We start from the raw sequence: 25310 nt of genomic DNA, 5'->3' as shown, positions 1-25310 counted from the left end.
TCAGTTTCTGCTAACACTCCGTTTGGAAAGCCTGATCGAGCCGCTAGGCGATACAGGGCATTTTTCAAACTGCAGGAAAGAAAAAGCACTCGCTTTCTCAGTCGAAAGGGAGTGCGATTTTTATAAAGAATGGAAAGCCCGAAGCTGCGGAACTAGTGCTTTTGGTCAGCTCGTTGAGCGCTTCGTCCATGTCTTCCTGCGAAAGACCGCGATGCGCTTCCGGTTCGGAAGACGTCTGACCGCCGTCTTCTTTTGGAAGAGCGGGCAGCGCAGCATCAGAAGACGAATCGGAATGGCTTTCGTTCGCATCCGAAGAAGCCGCCGGTGCTGTTTCGGCCGGTGCCGGCTTTTCCGGCGCGTTTGGATCGGTAAGCGTTCCGTAGTTCATCAGGTTGTTGATTTCTTCGCTGGTGAGCGTTTCGTGATCGTACAGGTTGTGAGCGATCAGATCGAGCAGTTCCCGGTTTTCTGTCAGGATCGCCTTGCACTTTTCATGGCACGAATCGACAATCGAACGGACTTCGCGGTCGATTTCGGTCGCAACACCGGCGGAGTAGTCGGAGCCTTTCGTGTAGTCGCGGCCCAGAAAGACGTTGCCTTCCGGATCGGCGTACTGAATCGGGCCGAGCGAGGACATGCCGTAAACGCGGACCATGTTTTTCGCGATGGACGTCAGACGTTCGATATCGTTGACCGCTCCGGCGGAAATTTCGCCAAAGACGATTTCTTCCGCCGTACGGCCGCCAAGCAGACCGGTAATTGTCGCTAACATTTCCGATTTGCGGTGGAAGTATTTTTCCTCACGCGGCGTCATCAGGTTGTAGCCGCCGGCTTCACCGCGCGGAATGATGGTGACTTTCTGCACGATGTCGGCATCTTCGAGCTTCAGACCGATAACCGCGTGACCGGCTTCATGATAGGAAACCAGCCATTTGTCTTTTTCGGTGTATTTCTTCGATTTTTCGCCGGGCCCATCATGACGCGGTCAATCGCCTCGTCCAGATCGGTCTGGGTAATTTTCGCTTCGTGGTTGCGCACCGCGAGGATGGCACTTTCGTTAAGCACGTTGGCCAGATCCGCACCGGAGAAGCCCGGGGTACGCTGAGCGAGATTTTTCAGGAAACGCCAGGTTCGAGTTTCTTGTCCCGGGCGTGTACTTCCAGAATGGCTTCACGGCCGCGCACATCCGGCAGAGAGACCGTGATGTTGCGGTCGAAACGTCCCGAACGGCGCAGGGCCGGGTCGAGAACGTCCGGACGGTTGGTCGCCGCGATGACGACGATGCCGTTGTTGTTGGACATGCCGTCCATTTCGACGAGCAGCTGGTTGAGCGTCTGTTCGCGTTCATCGTTGCCGCCGCCCATGCCGGCGCCGCGCTGGCGGCCGACCGCATCAATTTCATCGATGAACAGGATGCACGGAGCGTTTTTCTGCGCGTTCTTGAACATGTCGCGGACGCGGCTTGCACCGGTTCCGACGAACATTTCCACGAAATCCGAACCGGAAATCGAGAAGAACGGAACGTTGGCTTCGCCGGCAACGGCTTTGGCCAGGAGCGTTTTACCGGTTCCCGGAGGACCGACCATCAGGATGCCTTTTGGAATGTGGGCGCCCATGTCGGTAAACTTTTTCGGCGAGCGCAGGTAGTCGATGATTTCCTTGACTTCCTCTTTTTCCTCATCGCAGCCGGCGACATCCTTGAAGCGGACTTTGACGTCGTTTTCAATGCGGGCGCGGGATTTGGAAAATTCAAACGCCTTGTTGGCGCTCCCTCCACCGCTCATTTTCGAAAGCATGAAGTAAAACAGGACGCCGATCAGCAGCAGCGGAATGATCTGCGCAAGCAGGCTGACCCAGAGGCTGTTGGCGGAAGGATCGCTGACGGTAATCGTACCGCCGTTTTTTCGAGAGTGGTCGTGAGCCATTCCATGTTTTCTTCCGTGTTCGGAACGATGGTGGAAAAGGCTCGCTTGTTGGCGCCGCTGGTGTAGACGCCTTCGACTTTGATAATGGAGCTTGAGATGTTGAGGGTGGATTCGTCAAAATGCGCGGTATCCGCGATTTTCTGAAAATCCGTATAGTTCATTCGGTTGACGGATCCCCGCGTGGAGAACCCGATAATCGAAATGAGGATGATAATCACAAAAAGCGTGGGCAGATAATTCAGCCATTTTTTCATGGAAGCTCCCTTTCTTTTTCTATTTCCTGGTTTGCGTAGTTACGTGCCGTTCGCTTTTTCAAAGCGTCGCTTTGCCCGTTCAGACGCGCATAAGCATGCCGTCTTAGCGGTAGGCTTCTTCTTTCAGTACGCCGATGTAGGGCAGGTTGCGATAGCACTGGTTGAAGTCGAGTCCGTAGCCGACAACGAATTCGTTGGGCACTGTAAAACCGACATAATCCGCTTCAATATCGACAACGCGGCGGTCCGGCTTGTCGAGCAGAGACACGATGCGCACATCGTTTGCGCCCTTGTTTTCGAGCAGACGGCGCACTTCACGAATGGTGCGGCCGGTATCGACGATATCTTCCACGATCAGAACGTTTTTCCTTTGACAGACAGGTCGGTGTCCTTGTTGATTTTGACATCGCCGATCGATTCGGATCCGGAATAGCTGGAAACGGACATGAAGTCGATTTCAATAGGGTGACGGAAATACTTGATGAGTTCCGCCATGAAAGGAACGCTGCCTTTGAGCAGACCGATCACGATCGGGACGATCCGCTTTTCCTCATAGTCGGCTTCAATCTGGCCGGCGAGTTCCTTGCAGCGAGCTTCGATTTCGTCTTCGCTGATCAGAACGCGTTCAATATCTTCACTGATCACTTTTGACATGATGAAATGTACCTATCCTTTTCTGTTGTATATTTGAAGTTTCTTCTTGTTCTGGAAGTTTCTTCAATGCAAAAACGGCCCGTCTGATCCAGAGAGCTTCTGTTCAAAGCTCTTCTCTTTGCACCTGGTCAGGCAGGCGAAAAAGCGTAAGAGATCGGGTCAACGCAATGCGAAATCCTCGGAATCTGGATGAAACACGCGCCCGCATTTTCTTTATTTTCAGCCTGCAGGGCACACGAAGAGGATTTTATTCAAACGCAATGCTTAGGGGAAATTTTACCATAAAAATAAGGGCTTTTCCACATAATGATAAACATCACAGCCCGTATCCATCGCAAAGAGAACACCTTGATCCGAAGCGATCACCCGATAGAGATCGCGCTCGATAGCCGGGATTTTTCTGGAGATCATGCGCCGGCGAAGATGAAGTCTTCCACCGCGCATTTCAATGGTATCCCCGTTTTCCCACGGACGGATGAGCAGGGGAAATCGTCATCCGAAACCGAGAAAGTTTCCATACGGGTGCCGTGCGTGCTCAGCTTCATGCCGTACCAGACGTAGTCCATCTCGCAAAGCTGCTGCAGCTGGGCAAGCGAGCCGACATAAAAGGGAAGCGGAGGCGCTTCCTTTTGCGCAGACAGATTTTGCCGTCCACGTTCTGAATCCAGAAATTTTCGATTTCCTTTCGCCTGCCGCTTTGAAGCTGTTCGATCAGCTCTTCCATATGGCGTCTGGAAAAATGATGCTTCACATGCGCAAAGAGCAGCTGATCGAGAAGCAGCCAGCCATCCTCCCTGTTCAGATCGTCCATCGTTACGCCCTGTCCGCTTCGCGTTTGGGCGTTTTCCTTTCGCCTTTCCAGTTTTCGATTATCGGCTTCCATTTCGCTCAGCCACGCCTGTTTCTGGCTGGCGCTGGCGGGTTCGATTGTTGCGTGGCGGATCTGATTGCGCCGGTAGTCGTTTTGAAGATTGCTTTCGTCAATTCCGTACGGCAGACGGCGCCGGTCCATTTCCTGCTGAATTTCGGCTTTGGAATACGCCAGCAGCGGCCGATACAGCCGAAGGCCTTCGTAGTCAGTCCATTCCTGCAGACCGTAATGGCTGACGATGGCGTTTCGCTCCTTTTGCATCATCCACGTTTCGATCGAGTCGTCCATATGATGGCCGAGCGCAATCGTGTCCGCTCCCGTCATTCGACAGAGCCGGACAAAAAGCCGTACCGGTCGGCTCTGGCCTGCGCCTGAAAATTGCCGGCTTCATGGACGGCCGGATGCAAAATCCACAGGGTTTTCTGGTGCTCGGCCGCAAACTGACGAACGATCGCCTCATCGCGCGAAGCACTGGGGCGATGGTGATAGTTCACGTGGGCAATAAAGTAGGGGACATGGCGGGATTCGAGAAACCAGAGCAGGGCCATGGAATCCGGACCGCCGCTGACGGCTGCACAGATCATGGCTTTATTGTAGCGAGTGCCCAAAACAATTCACGCAAAACGGACCTTCGCTTCGCTCCGACCAAAAAGCCGGTGCCAAAGACACAAAGGTCCGAAAGGGAAAACGGCTTAAAAATAAGTCCCGTACATTAAGGAGAAAACGGCCTGTGTACTCAGCCACGCCAGGCCAAGCGAGCAGAGAAAGAGCAGAACGATCGGTCGAGAGCCGCTGTTCTTTCGGGCATCCCTGGAAAAATCCAGACTTTGCAGGCCGTAAAAGGCGAGGCAGAAAAACGCCGCAAAGACGATCATGTACAAAATGCGGCTGCTGTTCATCGAATCGGTCCTATGTACGCGGGATAGACAAAGGGATAAATTTCCGCGAGATTTTCGCAGGCTTCTTCCATGACGTCGTCATCGACGCAAAAGCCCATCAGACACGAACCGGAGCCGGTCATCAGAACGCGGACCAGGCCGTTGTCCTGCATCTGTTCCTTCTGTTCGACCAGTTCGTCGAGCGCTTCAAACGCCTGCGGCTCAAACGCGTTGACCATCGTCTGATACAGCAGACCGATGTCCTTTTGCGGACCGCATCCGAAACGATATCGATATCTAAAGCCGAAGACGGGGCGCTTTCAAAGCGTGCGAACGCCTCGGGCGTCGAGATGCCCTTTACGCCCTGTACGAGCAGAACCGGAATGTGCCAGTCGCTCGCAATTTCCTTTACCTGTTCGCCGGCACCGCCTATGCGAGTAAAGGCGTTGTGCAGGCAGCAGGGAACGTCGGCTCCGACCAGAAAGCCGAGCCGGTCCATGTCTTCCATGGACAGACCAAGCTGTTCCATGTCGTTGAGCGCCTGAATCAGCGCGGCGGCATCGGCGGAGCCGCCGCCCAGACCGGCTTTGTCGGGAATGGACTTGGTCAGGGTAATGACATAGTGATTTTTCAGACCGGCATGCTCGCGAAGAACGGCCAGCGCTTTATGCAGGGTGCTGCTGCCTGGCAGCTTGAAGCCGACGGCAGAAATGATATCTTCTTCCGTATTGGACGGTTCGATATCGAGTTCATCGTAAAGAGAGACCGGCGCGTTGACCATATCCATGATGTGGTAGCCGTCCGTGTCCCGTACGCCGAGAATATCGAGAGCCAGATTGACTTTGGCATAGGCTTTAACTTTCATAATTCACCTTAAACAGGCGGATGAAATCATCCACGCTCAGCTGCTGGGCCCTGGTCTGCAGGGGAATGCCGGCTTTTTCCAGCATGGCCTGCGCTTTGGCTTTGTCTTCGGTCCAGCCTTGAAGATTGTTATAGATGGTTTTGCGGCGCTGCGTAAAGCAGGCTTTGACCATCGAAAAGAAGCACGCTTCATCTTCTACGGGATGTTCGTTTCGAAACCGAAACTGCAGCACCGTACTGCCGACATTGGGGGACGGCCAGAAGACGTTGCGGTTGACGTCCATGACTTTGCGGATCGTGCAGCGATACTGCGTGATGACGGAAAGCGCGTTGTAGGACGCCGATCCGGCGGTAGCCGCAAAGCGGTCGGCGACTTCCTTTGCATCATGACGGTAATGGCGGCGATCGGCTCGGTCGCTTCAAACAGCTTGAAGAGAATCGGTGTTGTTACGTAGTACGGAAGATTGGAAGCAAAGCGGACGGGCAGTCCTTCTTTGGCAAACGGCGCCAGAAGCACATTGACATCCACATTCAGAAAATCTTCCTGAATGATTTCGAGATGATCGCTGCCGATTTCTTCTTTTAAAATGGGCGGAAAGCGCGGATCGATTTCAAACGCGATGACTTTTTCGTTGTCTTCGCAAAGATACTGGGTCAGGGCGCCAATGCCCGGACCGATTTCGATCATGACGCCTTTTCCGTCGCCCGAAGCTTCCCGGGCGATTTTTTCAACGACGCCAGGTTCGACGATGAAGTTCTGGCCAAAGCTCTTTTCGTCTGCGCGTTCCACTTTTCCTGGATTTCGCGCGTCCGGCTTTTGGTAGCAATTGGACGATCGATCATAAAACCTCCTCAATCTGCGTACGGGTGACGCCCATCGCGTTCAGCCGCTTGAAGCACGTTTTCGCGTTGCAGGGGCCGATGCGGAAACGATCGCAGACTTGTTTTCGAAAGGCGGCGTCGCCTGTCAGGCCCAGATCGAGAAAATCGTTCCAGGAAAGGGTGGACAGACGCTCGTCGTACGAAATGAGATGCGAAAGGCTTTCGGCGAGATCTTCGTATTCGGCATGCTCGACGCCGACTTTCTTGTCGGTTTTGGCTTTGTCGCGATCGATATAGGCGTGTTTCACGCCGGGAATTTTGCGGGAAATGATGCTGCGGATGTGTTCGCCCGAGCGGTCGGGGTCGGTAAAGACGATGACGCCGCGGCTTTTCTGCGCCGCCGCGATCCGATCGAGAATCTGACCGGTGACATGACTGCCGCACGTTTCGATCGTGTCGCAGTCAAAGAAGGTTTTCAGCCTTCGCGTATCGCTGCGTCCTTCCACGACAATGACTTCATGAATGTGCATGGACACACTCCTTTCCAGGAAAGAAAAAGATTCGAAAAAGAAATACGTAAAAGCGATTCGTTCCAATGAACCGAAAAGCGATTCCGAACGAAACGTCCTCCCGTATAAAAAGCATAAAAGATAAAAACGCGTAAAAGAATCAGGAGGCAGGAAGAGACAAAAAGCCAGGAGAGATCCCCTGGAATTGTCTTCTGGAGTACAGACTCAGGCTTTTGGCTTGGCGGAACTGGCCTTGGCGAGTTCAGCGGCCGTTCCGGACTGCGTTGTACCTTCCGGCTTTTTCTGATGATGGAGCAGTCCGGGATTTTTCTGGGGATTGTCGCTCCACGTAAAGCCTTCGCCGCGGACTTCGTGAACGGAGTTGGCGATCACAAAGGCGTGCGGATCGATGTCCGCGATTTCCCGCAGCAGCTGGCCGTATTCACGGTTGCGTACGCAGCACATCAGAACCGGGCGCTCCTGTTCGGACCAGGCCCCTTGGCGGAAAGAATGGTTACGCCGCGGCTGAGGGTATTGAGCAGGAACGTCTGGATTTCTTTATGCTTATCGGAAATGATCATGACATTCTGCGCGTTTTCACCGCCGAACGTCGAAATCCAGTTGATCGCAAAGGAAGACGCAAAGACAGCGGCCAGACCAATGAGGATGGAATTCAGACCGAAAATCCAGAGACCGGAAAGAATGGTCAGCGTATCAACGATCATGACGCACTGGCCGGTCGGCAGACCGGCGTACTTGTGGATTAAAAGCGCGGGAATGTCCATGCCGCCCGTACTGGCATTGACACGAAAGACCAGACCGAGGCCGGCACCGGTCAGCAGACCGGCATAGACGGCGGAAAGGACGGGGTCCACTTTTTCAAAGGGCGTCACATCCAGCATGGAAAAAGCGAGACGAGCGTCGGGTAAAGAAATGTGGAAATGAGCGAACTTGCCGCGAATTTTCTGCCCAGACAAAGATAGCCCAGAACGAACAGGGAAATGTTCAGAATGGCAATCATGGGCACGCGTCCAATCGGCAGAAAAGAAGAGAGAACCATGGACGCGGTCGTTACGCCGCCGCACAAAATGTTCTGCGGCAGAATAAAAAGACCGAAGCAAAGGCCACCAGCAGGTTGCCGGCGATGATCAGAAGCAGGCGGCGCATATTGGAAGCATTAAAATTAAAATAGGAACGAAACGTTTTCATAGATCACACCTTCTGTTTAGTATATCATGCACGCCTGCGCCACAATCTGTGCGCGCGACGCGCACAGAAAATAAAATCCGGCTTTGCATGGCGAAAAGAAATCCCGTGCGTGTCCGGTACCATAAGACTGTATTCCAAGGAAAAACGGTGACAGGAAGCCGCAGAGTCTTCAGAATAAATGCGCAAAATGCGCGCATGAATAAATTTATATTGCGTAAAAATAGATTTTAGTATAAAAGAAAAACAGCCGACCCATTCGGTTCGGCAGAAAGCGAGGGTCATAAGATGAACTTTGAACCCAGCACGACATGGATTGCCCCTTCGGCGCTCCATCTCAGCCTCTATCGAAAAATCATTGAAGAAAACGGAAGCTGCCTCAATCAGAACGTCATGACGCTCGACACCTGGCTTGCCCAGTCGCTGTCCCGTCCCCGCACGCCTCTGATCCGGCTTCTTTACGAATACAGCGCAAGGCTGGACGATCTGTCGCCCGACAACCTGTTTTATGCCTCCCGCAGAGATTATGACTTTCTTCGCGAATGCGAAAACTTCATGCTTCTCTGTCAGCTTTACGATCTCAAGGACTTTCCCGTCCGAACGCGCCGCGAAAAGGATCTGAAGGAAATTATCGACCGGCTCATGCCCGTAAAACTGTGGGTAGACCAGGCGAAAACCCAGGCGTTTGAAGGCGCTTCAAGTCTGCGCATTCTCCTTACGGAAAGCACGCTCATTGACCGGTACTGGATCCGGCTTCTGGTTTCCAAAGGCGCGCACGTTGAAAAAATGCGTCATCATAAGCGGTTTTACTACTGGTCGTGTTCGAATGCGCGCAAGGAAATGGAAGTGTGCGCGGATGCGATCGTCCGCAATAAACTGGATGCTTCGACGTGCATGATCGCACTGGCCGATCCCGAACAGCGCTGGGTGCTGGCCAGAGCACTCGAATCGCGCGGCATTCCGTTTACCTTTATTCAAAATGACGGTTCGCGAAAAATTGTCGATCAGTGGAAAAGCGCGCTGACCTGGGTCATGAAAAAGGATGACGAATCCCTCATGGCGCTTCTGGAGACGCTCTATCCGATGGCCGCCTGCGATCTGCGCCGCTATTTGCGCCTCTTTGGAAACGAGGGGACGACGCTGCAGAGTCTTACATGGCGTCCCAACGCGCTGATCAGCGAAGAAACGTTTCTTTCTCTGCAGGCGCTTGAAGTCAGCGCCTCCCAGTGGAAGCCAGTTCTCGAATCGCTGCAGGCGCTCGATCTGAACTCCATCGACACCATCGGCCGTCTGATCATGGACCAGTCCCCGGATCCCAGTCCGGACGATCTCAACGCCTTTGAAGGCGTCATGAATCTGATTACCGCAGTACGCAGCGAACTGCATAAGCCCGAAGATCTCGCCCTTCTCATTCGCGAACTCGATAATCTGCAGCCTTCGCAGGCCATGAGCGAACTCAACGGGGTTCTGATCGGTTCGCGCGCGCAGATTTGCGGACTGTACGAAAACGTATTTTATATCGGAGCCGACGCAGCGCATTTCCCAGGCTCGCAGGTGCGCGGCGGCATCTTTGATGAAGCGTACATGGACCAGCTGAATTTCCCTTCGCTCGAGACACGCACGCAGGAGCATTTTGAAATGCTTACGCAGGTTCTCGAAGAGCCGGAAAGCCTGTTTCTGATGACGGCGCAGTCCGATTATATGGGAAAAAGCATCGATACGAGCCATGAGCTCAATACGTGGCTCGGTCTGCTGCCCAAGTTCATGGCGCCGGCGGAGCCGATTTCCGATCCCCGGCCGTCCTTTACGTTAAAGGGCATGCACGCGTCTTCGCTGTTTGCTTCCCAGGACGGCATTTTGCAGACTAGACCGCGCTCGCTGGCCGCCTTTGAAGACTGCGCTCTCAAAAACATGCTCCAGTACGGGCTCCGTCTGAAAAACCGCCGACGGAGCGGGATCTGTTTAAGGTCAGCTCGGATCTGCTCGTACGCATGGTCGAAGAGGCCGGAAGCCGCTTTGGCGTTTCGTGCGATCAGCTGAGCCGCGAGCAGATTGAAACGCTGCTTACCGACGAATTTTCCTTTGCGCGCGAACTGTTTGCCGAGCGCCGCAAGAGTGAACTCGATGCGCTGTATGCGCAGAGTCTTCTTCGCATGGAGCGGATTTTCCATTCGCTCAAGCCGCTGAGCGCCATGAAACTGACGATGGTGCCCGGCAGTCCGGATGTGCAGATGAAGGAAGAGTATGACGGTCTGGCGATGAATATCGAAGGCCCGATTGCCTCTTCGTCCAGAAACCGGGCGGTGTTCAATCTGGTCGATACCGAGCCGTCGCCCTTTGTTTCCGATTCGCTGCCGCAGGCGACGATCAATCTGTCCATGCAGCCTTCGGCCATGCCGCAAAAGCGTTCGCTCTGCGCTACGGCCGCGGCGCTTCGCCGGTTCTTGCCGAATCCATCGGAACGCAGGAAGCCCTGATAGACGGCCAGCGCGATCATCTGCGCCATGCGCTCGTCGCTCAGAATTTTGGCGAGGACGCTCAGGGCATGCGCGCCGAACTGGCAGGCCGCGTACCGACGTATGTGAGCACGCAGGAAAAACTGAGTTCGCAGGCCGAACAGCTGGCCGACAGCCTGCAGAAAAACGACATTCAGCCGTATCATCGTCCGGCAGCCTGTCAGCACTGCCCGTACAAAACGATCTGCCGCAACGCGGCTCAGGAAAAGGAGTAACGCCATGGAGGATTCCACAAAAACGAAGCCGTCCAGCAGGCCCTGGAAAACGATGCGCAGCTGGATCGGTCCCAGGACAGCCAGATGCAGGAACTCCCGAAAAAGCCGCTCGTCTTTTCGCCGGCCCAGCAGAAAGTCATCGACTCGCGCAATAAGAATCTGCTGGTCAGTGCCAGCGCGGGCGCCGGTAAAACCGCCGTTCTGGTGGAACGGCTCTGCCGTCTGGTCGTGGACGATCATGTCCCCGTCTCGTCCATTCTGGCGGTGACCTTTACCGAAGACGCGGCTGCCGAAATGAAAGTCCGTCTGAAAAACCGTCTGATGGAAGCAGCGAAAACCGACCCGTCTCTGAATAAGGAAATCGGGGCGCTGGAAACTGCCATGATCTGTACGATCCATTCCTTCTGCCTGTCCATCGTGCAGCAGTATTACTTCGTCGCTGGCCTTCCGTATTCGATGGTCAATCGCATCGATAACGATCTCGCGGACAGTCAGGCGCTTGAGGAAGCGGTGGAGCAGAGCATGCAGGCACTCGATCCCGCCAGAAGCGCCGAACTGCTTCTGTACATGGAAGCGTGCGGTCAGAAGGAAGAACATCTGCGCAGCCGCCTGCTGCGCTATTTGTCGCTGGCCGAAAGCAAGGCCGATCCGGACGGGTGGATGAACGCCTGCCGCCATGAGGCGGAAGACATGTCCGCCTGGTTTTTGAAATACTTTGACGTGCGCTGTGAGGCGCTGATCGATATTTTTGAGGAAATGATCGAAGAAGTGCAGGTCATGGACTTTGCCAAAGCCGCCAAGCAAAGCGAATACATCGAGCGCTTCTCCCGGAAAGTCGAAGCGCTCGAGCGCTGTCGCGAAGCGCTGGCCAAAGGGGATTATGAAGCCTTTGGCGCGCAGTTTATCGAATATGCGGAAACAACGGACAAATTCACGCCCACCATTAACAAGATTTCCTTTAAGGACATTCAGACCGACTCCCGTAAGTTTGAAAAGGAAATCGCCGATGTCCTCTTTACCAGAAAGCAGTATGAGGAGTCCGCAAAACAGATCGAGCGCGTGCGCAATACGTTTATCGATCTGGCCATCGATGTGCGCCGCCGCTTTCAGGAAATCAAAAAGAAAGCCGGCTTTATCGACTTTTCCGATATGGAACTGTACGCATGGAAAATTTTGCAGGATCCCGAAACCGCCAAAGCGCTGCGCGATCGCTTTGAAGTCATTCTGATCGACGAATACCAGGATACGAACGACTTGCAGGAGACGATCATTCAGGCCATCGCCCGCAAAAACAATGTGTTCCGCGTCGGCGATATCAAGCAGTCCATTTACGGCTTCCGTCAGGCCAGACCCCAGCTGATGAAAAATCACCTGGAGCATCCAGGCGAATACGACGAGATTGTAGCGATGCAGGAAAACTACCGTTCCAGCGACAGTCTGATCCGCTTCAACAACGACTTCTTCCGCCATCTGATGAACGTCGACGGTCTTCCTTCCCAGTTTTCGGCCATCGATACGGCGGTAACCGGCAGTGCGCGCCAGAAGGAACAGGCGCAGAAGCCGGTGCGCTTTCTGTATACCGAGTTTGGAAAGGATGCGCGCCTTGGCGAAAGCCTTAGTGCCGCGGGAGCCCAGAAGGAACACCGGGAAAACCGGTTCGATCTGATCGCGCAGGATATCGAAAACCACGTGAAAAAGAAGGCATCGCCCTGCGCGACATCGCAATTCTTACCCGCTCGTCCACGTCCCACGACAAGATCAAGAAGGCGCTGGAAGCCTGGGGCATCCGTTCCGTGCATCATGTGCGCCATGGCTTTTATACGAACAAGGCGGTGCAGGTCGTTCTTTCCGCCATGCGCGTCATTGAAGACGAACGAAACGACATCGCGCTGATGTCCGTGCTCGCTTCGCCGCTGACCGGCTTTACGCAGCAGGATATTTTGCCGATGCTGAGCGGCAGCGAAGACGGTCAGTCGCTGTACACCCGGCTTCGTCAGAGCGAAAAAGGCTACGAACTGTTAAAAATCGTGCGCGACCTCAAAACGCTGAAGGATCTGAGTCTGCCCGAAATGATTGTCGGCATTTATCAGATCCGCGGCTTTTACGACTATTCCACTTCGGCGCAGGACAAGACGAACCTCGATCTGCTTCTGGAAAAGGCGGTTTCGGCTCAGGGCCTGCTCGATCTGGAAGGCTTTCTGTCTTCAGCCGCGCTCGAAGAAGATCTCGATAAGACCAGTGAAGCGATGCCTTTTGGCAAGGAAGAAGACGCGGTGCATATTTCCACCATTCACGCCTCCAAAGGCCTGCAGTACAAGCTCGTCTATATTCTTTGCGAACAGCGGCAGAGCGACATCGAAGGCATGAGTCCGATTCTGCTCGATGCGGATCTGGGCGTCGCCTTCAAGGCGCTCGATCCGAATACGATGCTCAGTCACAAAAGCGCCGCAACGATCGCCTTCGATACGAAGCGCTTCTTTGAAGAGCAGCAGGAAAAGATGCGTCTGCTTTATGTGGCGTGCACCCGTGCGGAAGAAGAATTAGTCTTTGTCGATACGCTCAAAAACGAAAATCTGTACGACGGCACGCTGAACCTGTATCGAATTCTGGCCAACAACGGCTTTACAAGCTGGTTTTTCTCCCTGTATCATCGAAACCCGATTGATCTGGTGGACTTTGAAGACGTGCCGGAGCTGCTTCAGCGTCCCGATCGCGGCGTCAGCCATCATAAGAAAATTTCCATTCGCCGCTATCAGGGACCCAGACAGATCGTCTATTCGCAGACCGCCTCCAAAACCAAGGCCCACGCCTCCTGGCCCAAAGGCGGCTATGGCAAAGGCGTCGAAAGCGGACTGGCCAAAGAGCGCGGCACCCTCTTTCATGAAATGGCCGCCACATTGCCCTGGCCGTATACGCGCGAGGACGTAGAAGAGCGCCTTCGCCAGTCCGGACTCGGTCTGTCGTCTGGCGATGCGGACTTGCTGCTGCGGCTGAACGACAACGCGACGTACGCGAAGTGGATGGAACTGCCCCATGAATTTGAATGCCCCTACTGTGTCATGGAAAAGGGTACGATCATTCACGGCTACATGGACCTGGTCGTTTTTGACGGCGACACGATCGACATTCTCGACTTCAAGACGGACGCGGCCTTTGATGAACAGTCGCTTGCGGACCGCTACCGCGGCCAGCTCGAAACGTATCGAAAAGCCATGCAGAGCATTCATCCCGACCGGAAAGTGCGCGCCTGGATTTACTCCTTTGAACTGGCGTCTCTGTTCGAAATCTGATCAAAACCGGCCAAAATCCGGATAAAATGTGGGAAAGAAATCCAGATCAGGAAACGATGAATAAATCCTGTACAATGCCCTAATCTTTATTGGATTGCTTTACAGACCGCTTACAGGATGCGAAAAATCATACAGTTTTAAGCAGAACGTAAGACTTGTTTTGAAAGCCTTTCGTTCTGTTATTTTACTTTTCAGGATTGGAAACGAGGACAATGACCGGTAAAACTAGCGGTTTCTGTAGATATTATTTTCCAATCGTCCTTTACTTTTCACTCGAATCCGTCCTTTTTCAAACGGTGAACCGCAAAAGAATCCCTTTTCCGTACACCCTTACATCCATCATTGACCCATCAAATGTCAGAAATTGAAAAATATTCTGCTCCATTATACTGTGTGTGTCCGGAAGACAAAGACCGGGATCTTTGTACAAGCGGACAAATGATAAAGGAGGATTCTTCAACCTTATGGAAAAGCTTTTCCATCTTAAAGAAAAAGGAACGAACGTAAAAACCGAGATCATTGCCGGTATTACCACGTTCCTGGCCATGGCGTACATTCTGGCTGTAAACCCGATGATTCTTGGGGATGCTGGCATGAAACCAGAAGCTGTATTCATGGCAACTGCACTTTCTTCCGCTGCTGCCTGTCTTCTGATGGGTCTGCTGGCTAACTATCCGGTTGCTCTTTCCGCCGGTATGGGTGTCAACGCCCTCTTCTCCTATACGGTCGTTCTGACCATGGGCTATTCCTGGCAGGCTGCACTTGCCGCTGTTTTTATTTCCGGTCTTGTATTTGTTCTGATTTCCGTTACCGGAATCCGTAAGAAGATCATCGATTCCATCCCTGTTCAGCTCAAGCTGGCCATCGGTGCCGGTATTGGTTTCTTCATCGCGTTTGTCGGCCTGAAAAACGCCGGCATCATCGTGGCGAACGAATCGACGTTCGTAGGTCTTGGCTCCTTCGTAGATCCGCAGGTTCTGCTGGCTCTGCTGGGCATCATCATCACAATCGTCTGCGTTGTCCGCAAAATTCCAGCCGGCGTATTTGTCGGCCTGATCATCACCGCGGTGATCGGCGTTATCCTCGGCCTTTGCGGCGTAGACGGCATGCCGGCCATCAACGGTGTTCTCACCACAAACTTTGACATGAGCGCTGCCGGTGCGTTCGCAAGCGGATTTGGCGAACTCTTCTCCCATCCGATGAATGCGCTGGTAGTTATCTTCTCCTTCCTGTTCGTAGACTTCTTCGATACCGCCGGAACTCTGGTTGCGATCGGAAACGAAATCGGTCTCGTTAAGGAAAACGGCGAACTCGAAAATGCTGAGCAGGCTCTGCTGGCTGACTCCATCGGTACCTGCATCGGTGCTGCTCTGGGTACTTCCACAGTAACCAGCTTTGTTGAATCGTCTTCTGGTGTAGGCGTAGGCGGACGTACTGGTCTGACTGCCGTAACTACAGGCGTTCTCTTCATTCTGTCCATCTTCATCAGCCCGCTGGTTCTCGGCATGATTACCAACGCGGTAACTGCTCCGGCTCTGGTTGTTGTCGGCGTCATGATGGCGCAGCAGCTCAAGGGCATCCAGTGGGATGATCTGACGATCGCAATTCCGGCGTTCATCACCATCATTTCCATGATCCTGATGTACTCCATTTCCAACGGTATTGCGTTTGGCTTCATCGCCTACGCAGTGTGCATGGTCGCTGCCGGCAAGATCCGTGAAATCCATCCGACCGTATGGATCCTGATGGTAATCTTCGTGATCTACTTCGCTTCGCCTTACCTGATGGCTTAGTCCATACTAAAAAACAATCGATCGAATATCCGCCTCAGACGGAATCCATACAAAAAGAAGCAGGGAAATCCCTGCTTCTTTTATATCTGTATCGTAGTGATTTTTTAATGGATCGCAGGTCGTATGCCGGCCTGCTTTCTGTTTTTCCCGTTCTGGAAAAGGGTTTAGACGGACTGGCTTTTCGACTGGCCATTCTGTGTTGCGCCGGACTGCGCGTCCCAGTCGCCGTACGTGTCTGTATCCGGTCGTCTGGACGGACGGTTTGGACGGCCGCCGTTCTGGCCATTGGAATTTCCGCTTTCTCCATCCGGACGTTCTGGGGGCATCATGCCTTCAAAATCGTCGGGCATGTCTTCCGGATCAAAGTCATCCGGCATGTTTTCGGGGTCAAAATCGTCCGGCAGATCTTCCGGATCAAACTCCTCCCGCATCTGGCCGCGGCCTGGACCGCCTTGCATGCCGCCCGGGCCCATAACGGAAATGTTTCCGACTGTGGTCAGGCCTTCTTCCACAGTAAAGAATTCGCTCTTTGTGCCGTCCAGCCAGAGTTCGGCGTCCTTTCCAGCTGTGAGGTCCTTGCAGGAAAGAGTCAGCGTGATCGAAGCGGCATTGCCTGTCTGGGTATTGTTCCAGGTGATCAGCGTTTTTCCGTTCTGCTTCAGTTCGAGTTTCTTGAAGGAAGAGGCTGCAATCATGACGGTGTTCTGGGCGGCATCAGTCGGTTTGGTCGCCGTCGTGGAAAGACCGACTACCGTTCCGCCGCTGATTTTAAAGGTGCCGCGATCCGTATCGAAGGCGCCTTCCGGATTCTGAAGAGCGGCCGCGTAAATTTCGCCGCCCGAGATGAGCAGATCGCCGTTCGAATCGACGCCGTCATTCGTTTTGGAAACGAGGGTGAGCTTGCCGCCCTGAATGATCAGGCTGTTGGCGGCATTGAGGCAGTCATCGGTACTGTTGATGGTATACGTTCCTTTTTCGATGGTCAGCGTGTCCTTGGATTCGATGCCTTCGCTTTCGGACTGGATCGTGTATGTGCCGTCTTTCAAGGTAACGGCGCCTTCGGCGCGCAGACTGTCGCCCTGGCTGGTGATCGTAAAGGTGCCTTTTTCGATGGTCAGCGTATCGTTGACATCTACGCCTTCATCTTCGGACTGAATGGTCAGATCGCCGTTTTGAATGGTCAGCGCGTCGCTGGCGTGAATGCCGTCTTCTTCAGCACTCAGCGCATACGTTCCGTTTTGGACAACGAGATCTTCTTTGGCTTTGACGGCGGAGCCGGCGGCATCGGAAATCGTCAGTTTCGCGCTGCCCGAAAGGGTCAGCGGCGCACGGGAATAAATCGCCGCGTCAAGAACGGCAATTGTACTGTCTTTGGCATGCGAGTTCGAAGAAACGGTGCTGGCTGCACTCGTTTCGATCGCCACGTCTTTCGCGTTGCGAACAAAGATTGCCGGGCCGTCGGTTACCGAAAGGTTGGCGCCGTCCAGCTTTAAAGTCACGCTCTGGTCTTTGGCGTCCACGACAACCGGATACTTGCCGGTTCTGGTCAGCGTGTACGTGCCACCGTTTACGATTTTCAGACCGGAAGACGCGGAAGACAGATCGATAGTACTGGAAGATACGCTTTGAAGGTCGGCGATTTCAATATCGTCGTCAACTTTTTCGGACGTGTCTTCCGTTTTCTCTTCGTTCTGTTTTTTATTGAACCGATCCTTTTCGTTCTGGATCGCGGAAGAATCGGTTTCCGGCGTGTTTTTTGAAGGTACACATCCCGCCAGCATGGATGCGGCCAGCGCCGCGCCAAGCAGGGCGCGAACGCCATATTTTCGATGGGTTTTAGGCATGGTCTAATGTATCCTGTGTTGGATAGATTTCGAAGAAAAATCCGGATCCGTCCGGATTTTTCTGATTTCAGGCAGAGGGAAATCCGCCTTACCCTTCGGATTTTTGATCCAAAGTTCAAAAAGCAGATGAAAGGATAAAAATGGAATTGTGGGAAAACAACAAGCAAATAAGGTTTTAATATTGTCTTTTATGGACAATATGGATTGGCTTTGCCTGCAGGAAGATTTTCCTGCCTGACTTTTAGAGCTGTTCGCCGCCGTCGTGCAGATCGAGCAGGGTGACGGAAAGGTTTCCGTTTTCCGCGCGGATTTCGTTGAGCAGGCGCGTACTCTCAAAATGGCTGTTGGGAAGGAACGTATAGGAAAGTTCGTACAGCGTGCCCATGCCGGCGGTTTTCATCTTTTCAAGGTGCACCTTTTTCCAAAGCGCGAAAGAATGTCCGTATAGACTGCTTCGTTTGGCATGGATTCGGGCACAACGATCTGAATCTGCATGAGGCTGCGGCGCGAAAAAATCCAGGCGGCCAGAAGCATGCAAAGGTCCATGCCAATGCAGAGATCAAGCGCCGCAAGGCTCGCCCCGCAGGCACAGAGCAGACCGGTGACCATCGAGTAAATGATGCAGATCATGTCCGTTCCTTTGGCCGGCAGAGAGCGGAAGCGGACCAGGCCAAAGACGCCGAGGACCGCGATGGACGTGCCGACTGAGCCGTTGACGGCAAGCAGGCACGAACAGACGAGCGGCGGCAAAAGGCGCAGGTCAGAAGCATGGAGCGGGTCGGCCGAAACGCGGCCAGACAAAGCAGAGCGCCGACAATGCCGATTCCAAACGCGGCAAGAGTCGGAAGAAACAGATTGGTAAAAACGAGTTCAGTCATCGTATGGGTTCCTTTCTAGTGAATTTTTCTGAAAAAGTCTTTTGAAAGCGGACTGTCTGGGGAGGACAGTCCGAGACGAATCGGCTGGATCGGGAAAATCGTTTTCTTTCGATTCAAACCGCCGGAAGGCGGTCGGTTTTCTGAATCTGGCGGGCATACGCCGCCCCGGCTTTGGAAAAGGAGCCGGGCACAATGCCGGGACGCTCAAGCAGGCGGCAAAGTTCTAAGGGCAGCGGACGGGAACACTTGATCTCAAAAATGTTCCATCCTTTTTCGAGCAGCGGGACATCGTCGGGATCGCGATACAGACCCGGGCGAACATCGCGATAAAACAGCTGGTCATCAAACGTCAGCCGCAGCGTGGGATCTTCCTTCCACACGTAGCAGAAGCGATGGGCGTACAGCGTGAAGCGCGGCCGTACCGGCCAGGTGTTTAAAAACGAAGCGATTTCTCTAGTGACGGAATTTTCGCCGGCATGTTCTGGATGGTCATAAAAGTTCTGAAGCGAAGCTTTCGTAAACGGGTGCCTTCGCTTAAACGAGCAGCCGCGAATTTTCTTTTTCAGCTCGAAAAGAAAGCATCCTCCTCGCTATATACGGGCTTGTAGGCGCGCAGTCTGGCTTTGCACTTGTAGTCGGGCTTGCCTTCGCAAAGGCGCATGAGATCAAAGTGTTCGGTATCGAGGTAAATCGTGTAAATATCGCATTCAAAGTAAGTGTCCGGAATGAGGTGCTCTCCGGCTTCTTTTAAAAACGCCGCCTTGGCGTCTTCCTCGATTCGGTATTTCAGTTCTTTTCGAATAAACGTTTCCATGGCCTCATCTTGCCGGGAGCGTTTCAAAGGATTGTTAAAATTCTTAAGAAAATCCAAAGAAGCGAAAAAAGCCCGTCCTTTTCAAAAAAGGCAGGCAGACAAATCGATATACTGCAAAAGAGGAACAAAACCGGCAAAACGGCATACAAATGCGAATAAAAAAAGCGCCTGTCGTTCAGGCGCATTAAATCTGGTGAAGAGCGGCTAGTCGGCCTGGGCTTCTTCCCACGTCCGTCTTTCCGGAGAAAGATTATCGACGTAGTAGCGTACCGTCAGCTTGCCGGCAATTCTGGATTTGACTTTGGGTTCTACCACAAAGCAGTCGCCTTCCAGCATCTGCGCCAGCATGACCTTGCAGGCGCAGGAAAGGTTTTTCGATCCCGGCTCGCATTCGTCCTGCATCTCTTTTGCATTCACTTCAATGTACAAATTCAATGCGTCATGAGCATTCTGTTTTCTGGTTTTCAGATACTGCTCATACTGCTCCTGAGTCCATTTTTCCATCGTTTTGCATCTCCTTTCGCTTCGGCAGCTCTTCGCTAGGAAGAAATGCCTTAGCTATCATAGATTGTTTGAAAGTGATGTCAAATATTGCATGGAAAGGACACAAAATGAAAGCGGCTACGAAAATTCAGGATGGCTGGACATGCGTCCAAACGAGAATGAAAGACGAGGAAAAAGAGTGCTTTTTGGCGTTAGGGCTTAATGACGGCGTCGGCTTCCATCATGCATTCCGTCATGTCCTTTAAGGATGTCGGCTCGCCGCATTCGAGATTTGCGGCCAGAGAATAGAAGACCAGACTTTCCTCGTTGACCAGAACTTTGCAGCCAAGATCCGCCAGCGCCTTGAGAGGCTTGAGAAGTTTCGAATCCTTGCAGGCGAGAACGACCGCCGAGTTATAGAGCAGGATGGCCTGCGGGACATTTACGCTTTTGGCGAGCGTATCGAGAAAGTCTTCCATCAGCGATTCGCCCAGACGCGGATTGCCCTGACCAAAACGGCTGGAGTTAAGAACGACAATGCGTGCGTTTGATTCTGACATGTAAATCCTCCTTGGATCCGAATCCCGGCGACAGGCCGTATTCGAATTTCTGTTTCCTTGAGTATTATACGTAAAACGAAAGAACCCATTCCAAAACTTCTGCTTTTGGGCGGTCCGCCTTTTTGCCCACACGGATCCGGAGAGATTTTTGAATGTCTGTTTTACAGGCATTCGTTTTTTATGCACATTGATTTTTACAGGGGCTCTCCGTACAATTTTGAAAGATTTAAAGAAAAGAGTGTTTTCAGGCGCCACAACGCCTGAAAGGAAAAGGGAAAAAGCGGGTATGAAGAGAGTGTGCGGAAAGATCGCTTTGTGTTTGATGGCGGCTGTTCTGGCTGTCGGGCTGTCCGGTACAGGATGCAGTGAACGGCTGATGGCGCAGGAAAACAGGACGGAAATCGATGGAAATGCATCGGTTAAAGCTCTGACATCTTCGCAGGCTTTGCGGGAAATGATGAGCCGCATTCAGGATGGCGTCGATCTGCGGCTGGCCAACGCCATTTCGCCCGGCAGACCGTCCGCAAAGGCAATGCGCAGGCGCTGCAGGAAGCGCTGAATGAGGAGATGGACAAAATTATGGAAGAATACGCCATCGATGAAGATTCAACGGGCATCGCCATCCATTCGCTGGACGGTTCCATTTCCTGGACGCTCAATGAAGATGAGCTGTATACCGGAGCGAGTCTGTACAAGCTGCCGCTGGCGATGATCTGGTATGACCGCCTGGAGAAAGATCCGTCCCTGCTCAAAAGCCCCTGCTGTACCGGGCCGACATGTACGAAGATGTCTCTGTTATTGCCTCACGCTATGCGGCCGGTTCGTATATCGATCTTGAAGAACTTCTCGAACAGGTTATTCTGACTTCGGACAATACCGCCGGCCACATTTTGTTTGAACATCTTGGCGGCTGGGAAAAGTTCAAATCGATCATGAAAGAACGCTGGCCGAACCATACAGAAGACAAAGACTTTGTTTCCATGGACAATCTGATGAGTCCGGGCGTTATGGTGGATGTTCTTCTGGAAATCGCAGCTTCGCCTGAGCGGTATGAAGAGCTGATTGAAGATATGGAAAACGCACAGCCGGCCAACTATCTCAACCGTTTCCTCGATCGGCCGATTGCCCAGAAATACGGAGCCTATGGCTCACAGGTCAACAGGGCCGGGCTCGATCTCGAAGCATCCTGTCCGTATGTCCTCTGCGTAATGACCGACGATATTCAGGCGGAAAAATTTGTCGGCGATCTGGCGCTGCGCGTGCAGAGTCTTCTGGATACCGAAGAGAAGCAGGGGAGTAGTTGAGGAGCGTTTCGGTGTTCCTGTTTCCATTCCCGTTTAAAAAGAATACGATAGGACTAATGGCCTGCGGATGGATCATCGGCAGGCTTTCTTTGACGGTACTCGCACGCGTTCCGGCAGGAAAGCCGCTAAGACACCGAAAATACAAATACGTAAAAAGAAAAAACGGAAAAGCAGAACGCGCAAAACGAGGCACATTGGATCGGCGCGCAGTGGGAAAACCAAAGCAGATCCCGAAGCACATGCCAAAGCGAATGCCGAAGCCCAGCGGAAAATAAAAAAGCTGAAGGCGTGCCGCATGGCTTCCTTCAGCGTTAAGTTCTCGTGGCGGAGACGGTGGGATTCGAACCCACGAGCCCTTTCAGACTACCTGATTTCGAGTCAGGCCCGTTATGACCACTTCGATACGTCTCCGTGTTGCGTTCAATATTCTACCATATATTTTCAGAAAAGAAAGAAGGCAAAATTATGGTTACCTGGCTGGTCAACCGAATTCTCCGTAAGGAAAAAACAGACGATATGACGAAACTGCGTTATATCATCAGCCGGCTCTTAGGCTGGGTGGGCATTGCCCTCAACTTTACACTGTTCCTTTCGAAATACATTATCGGCGTTCTCGTCGGCAGCGTTTCGATCTGCGGCGACGCCATCAACAACTTAACGGACTCGCTGAGCAATGTGGTTTCGATCATTTCGTTCAAGATTGCTGAAAAGCCGGCGGATAAGGAACATCCGTACGGGCATGAGCGGACGGAAACGATCGCCGCGATGTTCATGGGCATGGTCATTGTCTATCTGGGCATCGACATGGTGACGCAGTCTTTCCAGAAAATTATTCATCCGACGCCGGTTCATTTTGAGTGGGCCGCCGTCATCATTCTGGTGCTTTCCATTTCGGTCAAGCTGTACATGTACGCTTATAACCATAAGTACGCGAAGCTGTATAAAAGCGAACTGCTGGAAGCCAACGCCATCGATTCGCGAAACGATGTGATCGGTACGGCGATGGTTCTTCTTTCCACGCTCATTTCCCGCTTTACCGGATTCGATCTGGACGGTTACATGGGTGTCGTTGTATCGGGCATTATTTTCTATTCGGCCTGGGGTCTGCTGCGCGAAGACAGCAACATCCTTTTAGGTGAAGCGCCGACGCCGCAGGAAATGAATCAGATGATCGATCTGATCATGATCAATCCGATGGTCATCGACGTCCACGATATCGCCATCCATAAATACGGTCCCCGCTACAAATACGCGACCGCCCACGTAGAAGTGGACGGCACCCTTAATCTGATGGACGTCCATCAGGAAGTGGACCGAATTGAACGCGAAGTCATGAAAGTCATGGGCATCGAGCTCGTCACACACGTCGATCCGGTTCTTCTGCACGATGAACAGACGACCCGCGCGGAAGAAAAGCTTACGGAAGCCGTGCGCAAAACGAATCCGAACTGGATGATTCAGGACTTCCGCATTGAAGAGACGCCGGAAAATCAGATGGTTCTCTATTTCGATCTGATCGTCCCCTATGACGAAAAGCGTTCCAAAAGGAAATCGAAGACGTACTGAAATCCCGTCTGAACGACGACAAAATCGCCTGGATGGAAATGCGCATCGTCCATCCGTACTCCTGATTGAATTCTCAGCCCCCATGGCTGGCTTATCGTTTACATTTATTCACACGAAAGCGCCGGCTCGTTCTTGCAGCGAGCCGGCGCTTTGATATGTCTGGGAAATGGAAATCCTGAAATCGCAAATGAAATTCGGAACAGAGAAAGCGGATTTCTGTCTATTCCGAGAGCCATCCGGCCGCGAACCATCCGGCGGCAGCGGCGACAAGACCGATCAGAAGCTGTCCGATGGAGAAGGACGCCCAGCTGGTCTTGAGCAGAATGGCGATCGGGCTGGCGCAGATCAGGCCGATGATGGCCCACATTGTCTGCAAATGCCATTTGTTCATAATCCACTCGATCAGCTTGGCGATCGCAAAGATGCCAAGAACGACGCCGATCGCAAAGGGGACGCCAAGAATGACGCAGTGACCGATCATGCCCCAGTCGAGCTTGAGCAGAGCGGTGATGCCGTCGGACACCAGGTTGATGACGGGCTGATAGTATCCCATCAGCATGAGCATCATCGAACCGGAAACGCCTGGGATAACCATAGTCGCCGCCGCGATGACGCCGACGATGAATAACATGAACAGGCCGAAAAAGTTCGTATGCAGAACGACATCATTTCCTGAGCTTTCGTTAACGACGGCCAGCACGACGATCAGCACGAAGAAAGCCGCAAAGCAAAGGCCGCAGGAAAGCTTGAATCCCTTATGCTTCACGTGCTTGAAAATCGAAGGCAGAGAGCCGAGGATCAGACCGCAGAAGCCCAGGTTGGTCGCGATCGGCCAGCGCGCCAGCAGAAACGAAAACAGCTTGGCTAAAAGTGCGAGCGCCAGAACGATACCGATCAGAATAGGAAGCAGGAAACGGAAGGACTTTTTGAAGTCCGAAAACAGATGCGTTACCGAATGAATCAGTTTGTCATAGATGCCCATGGAGACCATCATGGTGCCGCCGGAAACGCCGGGGATGATATTGGCTACGCCAATGACCATGCCGCGCAGGACATCCATCCAGAAACTGGAAATTTTCATAATTACCTCTCTTTAAAGCCGGTTCGCAAACCGGCGCTGAAACCCAAGTATTATATAACATCCGCTTAACACCCGCCGGGCCGACCTGCCACGGGTCTTCCTTACAGTTTTGTCTGACAGCGTCTGCAAAACGCATCCTCAAAAGAAAACTGTTGTCCAATAATCAGAAAAAGCCGGCAAAAACAAAGCCGCAGGCGATGCCCATCGGCATAAAAGAACGCTTTCAGACCCTCATCGCAGAAGGCGGTTTTTCCTCGATTTACGAAAACGGGGTGCGAATGTAAAAAATTCGATTATTTGACGTTAGAAATTGCAATGGAACGCATCGCGCATATAATGGGCTTTGCGTTTATATAAGTTATATTCTTTGTTTAGTATTGCTAAACAGCGACTGAGCCCGCAAGGGCTTGGCGGTATGGACGCCCCGGAAAGGAGAGGACAATGGATTTGAAAATCGGAGCGCGGATTCGCAGCCTCAGGCAGGCGAATTCCTGACGCTTGAAGAGCTCGCCAGCCGATGCGAGCTGACCAAGGGATTCCTCTCCCAGCTCGAGAGGGATCTGACTTCGCCTTCCATTTCTACGCTGGCCGATATTCTGGAAGCCCTGGGCACCAGCCTTCCGGAATTTTTCAGCGAAGAGCCGGAAAGCCAGATCGTGTTTCGACAGGATGATTTCTTTGTCGATGAAAGAGACGATCATACGATTACCTGGATCGTTCCCAACGCGCAGAAAAACGAAATGGAACCGATCCTGGTCCGCATTGAACCGTTTAAATCCTCGATGACGACAGCCAATCATCAGGGGAAGAATTCGGCTATATCCTTCGCGGAACCGTCTGTCTGACGTTTGAAGACGGACGGCGCATGACGGTACGCACCGGCGAAACGTTTTATACCGACGGCAGCGTCCGCCACTGGCTGGAGAACCCCTATAAAACGCCCGCACTCGTTCTGTGGGTTTCGACACCTCCGGTGTTCTAGA

Annotated in this window: 32 protein-coding genes, 1 tRNA gene and 5 pseudogenes; 12 read left to right on the top strand and 26 right to left on the bottom strand. The window is 52.8% G+C overall.

Translation table 11 applies throughout. From position 1 onward, the window contains the following. Window positions 1-97: 97 nt before the first annotated feature. From ftsH to KWG61_RS02010, 15 genes and pseudogenes are all read right to left on the bottom strand, one after another. Window positions 98-2179 (bottom strand): annotated as a pseudogene (ftsH, locus tag KWG61_RS02065) (ATP-dependent zinc metalloprotease FtsH). Between the two features lie 103 nt (window positions 2180-2282). Next, on the bottom strand, window positions 2283-2597 hold the full coding sequence (locus KWG61_RS16915) for a phosphoribosyltransferase (protein ID WP_367614311.1): 315 nt from the start codon (window positions 2595-2597) through the stop codon (window positions 2283-2285). Beyond that, entirely contained in the window at window positions 2534-2833 is a 300-nt protein-coding gene (locus KWG61_RS16910) for a phosphoribosyltransferase (protein ID WP_367614238.1), read from the bottom strand. Before KWG61_RS16910 ends, KWG61_RS16915 begins: the two co-directional genes overlap by 64 nt. Before the next feature lie 276 nt (window positions 2834-3109). Next, window positions 3110-3277 carry a hypothetical protein gene (locus KWG61_RS16905; RefSeq protein ID WP_367614237.1) on the bottom strand — a complete coding sequence of 56 codons (168 nt, stop codon included), beginning with the start codon at window positions 3275-3277 and terminating at the stop codon, window positions 3110-3112. Continuing rightward, window positions 3241-3399, bottom strand: coding sequence for a hypothetical protein (locus tag KWG61_RS02055; RefSeq protein ID WP_242744786.1), 159 nt, complete (start codon window positions 3397-3399; stop codon window positions 3241-3243). Before KWG61_RS02055 ends, KWG61_RS16905 begins: the two co-directional genes overlap by 37 nt. Then, a pseudogene (gene tilS / locus KWG61_RS02050) lies at window positions 3375-4252 on the bottom strand (tRNA lysidine(34) synthetase TilS). The gene KWG61_RS02055 and the pseudogene tilS overlap by 25 nt, the downstream one beginning before the upstream one ends. 144 nt (window positions 4253-4396) lie before the next feature. Beyond that, window positions 4397-4603: a DUF1146 domain-containing protein gene (locus tag KWG61_RS02045; RefSeq protein WP_230267297.1), complete on the bottom strand. Its 207-nt coding sequence runs from the start codon at window positions 4601-4603 to the stop codon at window positions 4397-4399. After that, complete coding sequence (locus KWG61_RS02040; RefSeq protein WP_242744785.1) at window positions 4600-4821, bottom strand: hypothetical protein; 222 nt, start codon at window positions 4819-4821, stop codon at window positions 4600-4602. The genes KWG61_RS02045 and KWG61_RS02040 overlap by 4 nt, the downstream gene beginning before the upstream one ends. Then, on the bottom strand, window positions 4725-5447 hold the full coding sequence (locus KWG61_RS02035) for a 4-(cytidine 5'-diphospho)-2-C-methyl-D-erythritol kinase (RefSeq protein WP_242744784.1): 723 nt from the start codon (window positions 5445-5447) through the stop codon (window positions 4725-4727). The genes KWG61_RS02040 and KWG61_RS02035 overlap by 97 nt, the downstream gene beginning before the upstream one ends. Next, a pseudogene (gene rsmA / locus KWG61_RS02030) lies at window positions 5437-6236 on the bottom strand (16S rRNA (adenine(1518)-N(6)/adenine(1519)-N(6))-dimethyltransferase RsmA). Before rsmA ends, KWG61_RS02035 begins: the two are co-directional and overlap by 11 nt. A 49-nt stretch (window positions 6237-6285) precedes the next feature. Continuing rightward, a complete protein-coding gene (rnmV, locus tag KWG61_RS02025) occupies window positions 6286-6798 on the bottom strand; it encodes a ribonuclease M5 (protein ID WP_230267299.1) in 513 nt (170 codons plus the stop codon). Between the two features lie 204 nt (window positions 6799-7002). After that, complete coding sequence (locus KWG61_RS02020) at window positions 7003-7242, bottom strand: DUF2179 domain-containing protein (protein WP_242744783.1); 240 nt, start codon at window positions 7240-7242, stop codon at window positions 7003-7005. Continuing rightward, complete coding sequence (locus KWG61_RS02015; RefSeq protein WP_256460746.1) at window positions 7242-7679, bottom strand: YitT family protein; 438 nt, start codon at window positions 7677-7679, stop codon at window positions 7242-7244. Before KWG61_RS02015 ends, KWG61_RS02020 begins: the two co-directional genes overlap by 1 nt. Next, window positions 7667-7864 carry a YitT family protein gene (locus tag KWG61_RS15780; protein WP_256460745.1) on the bottom strand — a complete coding sequence of 66 codons (198 nt, stop codon included), beginning with the start codon at window positions 7862-7864 and terminating at the stop codon, window positions 7667-7669. The genes KWG61_RS02015 and KWG61_RS15780 overlap by 13 nt, the downstream gene beginning before the upstream one ends. Beyond that, window positions 7849-7986 carry a hypothetical protein gene (locus tag KWG61_RS02010; protein WP_242744782.1) on the bottom strand — a complete coding sequence of 46 codons (138 nt, stop codon included), beginning with the start codon at window positions 7984-7986 and terminating at the stop codon, window positions 7849-7851. Before KWG61_RS02010 ends, KWG61_RS15780 begins: the two co-directional genes overlap by 16 nt. A 285-nt stretch (window positions 7987-8271) precedes the next feature. Here KWG61_RS02010 and KWG61_RS02005 point away from each other — a divergent pair, with 285 nt between their 5' ends. The 6 genes and pseudogenes from KWG61_RS02005 to KWG61_RS01980 all read left to right on the top strand — a co-directional run bounded on the left by KWG61_RS02005 (window position 8272) and on the right by KWG61_RS01980 (window position 15797). Continuing rightward, window positions 8272-10023, top strand: coding sequence for a hypothetical protein (locus KWG61_RS02005; protein ID WP_242744781.1), 1752 nt, complete (start codon window positions 8272-8274; stop codon window positions 10021-10023). After that, window positions 9975-10460, top strand: coding sequence for a hypothetical protein (locus KWG61_RS02000; protein WP_242744780.1), 486 nt, complete (start codon window positions 9975-9977; stop codon window positions 10458-10460). The genes KWG61_RS02005 and KWG61_RS02000 overlap by 49 nt, the downstream gene beginning before the upstream one ends. Before the next feature lie 68 nt (window positions 10461-10528). Beyond that, window positions 10529-10714: a PD-(D/E)XK nuclease family protein gene (locus KWG61_RS01995; protein WP_242744779.1), complete on the top strand. Its 186-nt coding sequence runs from the start codon at window positions 10529-10531 to the stop codon at window positions 10712-10714. Between the two features lie 84 nt (window positions 10715-10798). After that, window positions 10799-12070 (top strand): annotated as a pseudogene (locus tag KWG61_RS01990) (UvrD-helicase domain-containing protein); the annotation flags it as partial. 347 nt (window positions 12071-12417) lie between these two features. After that, window positions 12418-14004, top strand: a complete 1587-nt coding sequence (locus tag KWG61_RS01985) for a 3'-5' exonuclease (protein WP_367614310.1) — start codon at window positions 12418-12420, stop codon at window positions 14002-14004. Window positions 14005-14468: 464 nt separating this feature from the next. Continuing rightward, on the top strand, window positions 14469-15797 hold the full coding sequence (locus KWG61_RS01980) for an NCS2 family permease (protein WP_230267303.1): 1329 nt from the start codon (window positions 14469-14471) through the stop codon (window positions 15795-15797). A gap of 164 nt (window positions 15798-15961) precedes the next feature. Here the strand turns inward: KWG61_RS01980 and KWG61_RS01975 are convergent, their stop codons facing one another. The 8 genes from KWG61_RS01975 to KWG61_RS01940 form a co-directional block, all read right to left on the bottom strand. Then, window positions 15962-17641: a carbohydrate-binding domain-containing protein gene (locus tag KWG61_RS01975; protein ID WP_230267304.1), complete on the bottom strand. Its 1680-nt coding sequence runs from the start codon at window positions 17639-17641 to the stop codon at window positions 15962-15964. 241 nt (window positions 17642-17882) lie between these two features. Beyond that, window positions 17883-18041 carry a hypothetical protein gene (locus KWG61_RS01970; protein ID WP_242744778.1) on the bottom strand — a complete coding sequence of 53 codons (159 nt, stop codon included), beginning with the start codon at window positions 18039-18041 and terminating at the stop codon, window positions 17883-17885. Beyond that, window positions 18038-18334: a DUF4956 domain-containing protein gene (locus tag KWG61_RS01965; RefSeq protein ID WP_242745510.1), complete on the bottom strand. Its 297-nt coding sequence runs from the start codon at window positions 18332-18334 to the stop codon at window positions 18038-18040. Before KWG61_RS01965 ends, KWG61_RS01970 begins: the two co-directional genes overlap by 4 nt. Then, complete coding sequence (locus tag KWG61_RS01960) at window positions 18268-18519, bottom strand: hypothetical protein (protein WP_242745755.1); 252 nt, start codon at window positions 18517-18519, stop codon at window positions 18268-18270. The genes KWG61_RS01965 and KWG61_RS01960 overlap by 67 nt, the downstream gene beginning before the upstream one ends. 113 nt (window positions 18520-18632) lie before the next feature. Next, window positions 18633-19073 (bottom strand): VTC domain-containing protein, encoded by a 441-nt coding sequence (locus KWG61_RS01955; protein WP_256460826.1) that lies wholly within the window; start codon window positions 19071-19073, stop codon window positions 18633-18635. Between the two features lie 8 nt (window positions 19074-19081). Continuing rightward, window positions 19082-19333 (bottom strand): VTC domain-containing protein, encoded by a 252-nt coding sequence (locus tag KWG61_RS01950; RefSeq protein ID WP_242744777.1) that lies wholly within the window; start codon window positions 19331-19333, stop codon window positions 19082-19084. Between the two features lie 204 nt (window positions 19334-19537). Beyond that, window positions 19538-19837 (bottom strand): hypothetical protein, encoded by a 300-nt coding sequence (locus KWG61_RS01945; protein ID WP_242744776.1) that lies wholly within the window; start codon window positions 19835-19837, stop codon window positions 19538-19540. A 191-nt stretch (window positions 19838-20028) separates the two neighbouring features. Beyond that, window positions 20029-20376: a hypothetical protein gene (locus KWG61_RS01940; protein ID WP_230267308.1), complete on the bottom strand. Its 348-nt coding sequence runs from the start codon at window positions 20374-20376 to the stop codon at window positions 20029-20031. Between the two features lie 286 nt (window positions 20377-20662). Here KWG61_RS01940 and KWG61_RS01935 point away from each other — a divergent pair, with 286 nt between their 5' ends. From KWG61_RS01935 to KWG61_RS01925, 3 genes are read left to right on the top strand one after another with little or no spacing between them, the layout of a single operon-like run. Next, a complete protein-coding gene (locus tag KWG61_RS01935; protein ID WP_242744775.1) occupies window positions 20663-20935 on the top strand; it encodes a hypothetical protein in 273 nt (90 codons plus the stop codon). Window positions 20936-20943: 8 nt separating this feature from the next. Further along, on the top strand, window positions 20944-21240 hold the full coding sequence (locus KWG61_RS01930; RefSeq protein ID WP_242744774.1) for a hypothetical protein: 297 nt from the start codon (window positions 20944-20946) through the stop codon (window positions 21238-21240). Further along, complete coding sequence (locus KWG61_RS01925) at window positions 21153-21680, top strand: serine hydrolase (protein WP_242744773.1); 528 nt, start codon at window positions 21153-21155, stop codon at window positions 21678-21680. Before KWG61_RS01930 ends, KWG61_RS01925 begins: the two co-directional genes overlap by 88 nt. Window positions 21681-21752: 72 nt before the next feature. Here KWG61_RS01925 and KWG61_RS01920 read toward each other — a convergent pair whose 3' ends face one another. Next, window positions 21753-21977 (bottom strand): hypothetical protein, encoded by a 225-nt coding sequence (locus KWG61_RS01920; RefSeq protein ID WP_242744772.1) that lies wholly within the window; start codon window positions 21975-21977, stop codon window positions 21753-21755. A 25-nt stretch (window positions 21978-22002) separates the two neighbouring features. After that, window positions 22003-22091: transfer RNA gene (locus tag KWG61_RS01915), tRNA-Ser, on the bottom strand. A 54-nt stretch (window positions 22092-22145) separates the two neighbouring features. On the opposite strand from KWG61_RS01915, the gene KWG61_RS01910 reads away from it, so the two are divergent. Continuing rightward, window positions 22146-23246 carry a cation diffusion facilitator family transporter gene (locus KWG61_RS01910; protein ID WP_242744771.1) on the top strand — a complete coding sequence of 367 codons (1101 nt, stop codon included), beginning with the start codon at window positions 22146-22148 and terminating at the stop codon, window positions 23244-23246. A gap of 220 nt (window positions 23247-23466) precedes the next feature. On the opposite strand, the gene KWG61_RS01905 is transcribed toward KWG61_RS01910, so the two are convergent. Next, window positions 23467-24327, bottom strand: coding sequence for a DUF368 domain-containing protein (locus tag KWG61_RS01905; protein ID WP_230267311.1), 861 nt, complete (start codon window positions 24325-24327; stop codon window positions 23467-23469). A gap of 152 nt (window positions 24328-24479) precedes the next feature. On the opposite strand from KWG61_RS01905, the gene KWG61_RS15775 reads away from it, so the two are divergent. Together KWG61_RS15775 and KWG61_RS01900 are read left to right on the top strand one after the other, a co-directional pair. Beyond that, window positions 24480-24611: a hypothetical protein gene (locus KWG61_RS15775; protein WP_256460744.1), complete on the top strand. Its 132-nt coding sequence runs from the start codon at window positions 24480-24482 to the stop codon at window positions 24609-24611. A 163-nt stretch (window positions 24612-24774) separates the two neighbouring features. Continuing rightward, window positions 24775-25309, top strand: a pseudogene (locus tag KWG61_RS01900) (helix-turn-helix domain-containing protein). Window position 25310 lies beyond the last annotated feature (1 nt).

This window comes from Allobaculum sp. Allo2, assembly GCF_022701175.1.
GTDB lineage: Bacteria > Bacillota_I > Bacilli_A > Erysipelotrichales > Erysipelotrichaceae > Allobaculum > Allobaculum fili.
This window is presented reverse-complemented; position numbering and strand designations above follow the sequence as displayed.